This window comes from Leisingera sp. F5 (assembly GCF_001593695.1).
The window spans coordinates 1-1,363 of the sequence record NZ_LUKH01001007.1 but is presented as its reverse complement, the minus strand read 5'-3'; the positions used below and the strand labels follow the sequence as shown (position 1 = coordinate 1,363).

Genomic DNA, 1,363 nt, shown 5'->3' with positions numbered 1-1,363 from the left:
GTTGTAATCCGTGGCTGATCTCTTTTTCTTTGGCACGCTGCGCCATATCCCTTTGCTTGAACTGGTGCTGGGCCGCAGCGGCGCGGCGCTGAAGGCGCAGGGCGCAATATTGTCCGGCCATGGTGTCTATCAGGTGGTTGGCCAGCCATTCCCGGCGATCGAAGCCCGCGAGGGCGCCACGGCTGACGGCGTTCTGGTACAGGGCCTGTCCCCCGCAGATCTGGATGCGCTCAACTTTTATGAAGGCGGCTTTGGCTATGCGCTGAAACCTGTTTCGGTTCAGCTGGAGGATGGCAGCACCGCCCCGGCAGAGGTTTACTTTCCCGAACCGGGCCTGTGGCAAACCGCTGAGCCCTGGGATCTGGCGGCCTGGGTGCGGAAATGGGGGGCGCTGTCCCTGCGGGCCGCCGAAGAGGTGATGTCATATCATGGCCGCATGACCGCTGATGAAGTGGCCCGCTGCTTCCCTTCGGTCCGCCGCCGCGCCGCCGCCTGGCTGGAAGCGCAGGCGCGGCCCGGTGACGGGGTGCGTGACCTTTCCAAAGACGTGATTGTCCACAGCCACAACCGCGCCTACCTGAATTTCTTCGCGATGGAGGAAATGAACCTGCAGTTCCGCCTGTTTGATGGCAGTCTTAGCCCGGTCATGGAACGCTCTGCCGCCATGGCGGGCCATGCAGCGGTGCTGCTGCCATATGACCCGATCCGCGATCAGGTGCTGCTGGTGGAGCAATTCCGCGCACCGCCCTTCATTATGGGCGAAGCGAACCCCTGGATGTGGGAGCCGGTCGCAGGCGTGATCGACCCCGGCGAGACGGCCGGGGAAACCGCGATCCGCGAGGCGCAGGAGGAGGCGGGCGTCACTGTCCAGCGGCTGGAACCGGTGGCGCAGGTCTATCCTTCCAGTGGCGCACTGGCGGAATTCATTCATGTTTTCATCGGTATATCAGACCTTTCTGACATCTATGGCGGCGGTGGTGTTGCCGGTGAGGGCGAGGACATCCGCAGCAAGATCCTCAGCTTTGACGAGCTGATGCTGGGGGTGGATGGACAGATCTATCAGGACATGCCTCTGGTCACCGCGGCGCTGTGGTTGGCACGCCACCGCGCCCGGCTGCGCAACGCTGCGGACTGACCCGCTTCGCGTCTTGTGAACACCGGACCGCTTGGATACACCTTGGGGGAACGATCGAAAGGGATACCATGCGCATTGCACGCGATCTGGCTGATGCCATCGGCCACACTCCTCTTATCCGCCTGAACCGCGTCAGTGAAGAGACCGGCTGCGAGATCATGGGCAAGGCGGAATTCATGAATCCGGGCCAGTCGGTCAAGGACCGTGCCGCGCTCTATATCATCAAGG

2 protein-coding genes are annotated in these 1,363 nt (G+C 62.7%); both read left to right on the top strand.

Annotation, left to right across the window (positions count from 1 at the left end):
• Window positions 1-10 precede the first annotated feature (10 nt).
• A complete protein-coding gene (locus A2I95_RS38315) occupies window positions 11-1,135 on the top strand; it encodes an NUDIX domain-containing protein (protein ID WP_291737640.1) in 1,125 nt (374 codons plus the stop codon).
• A gap of 68 nt (window positions 1,136-1,203) precedes the next feature.
• On the top strand, window positions 1,204-1,363 hold a 160-nt coding region (locus tag A2I95_RS38310; RefSeq protein WP_291737641.1), incomplete at its 3' end, for a pyridoxal-phosphate dependent enzyme.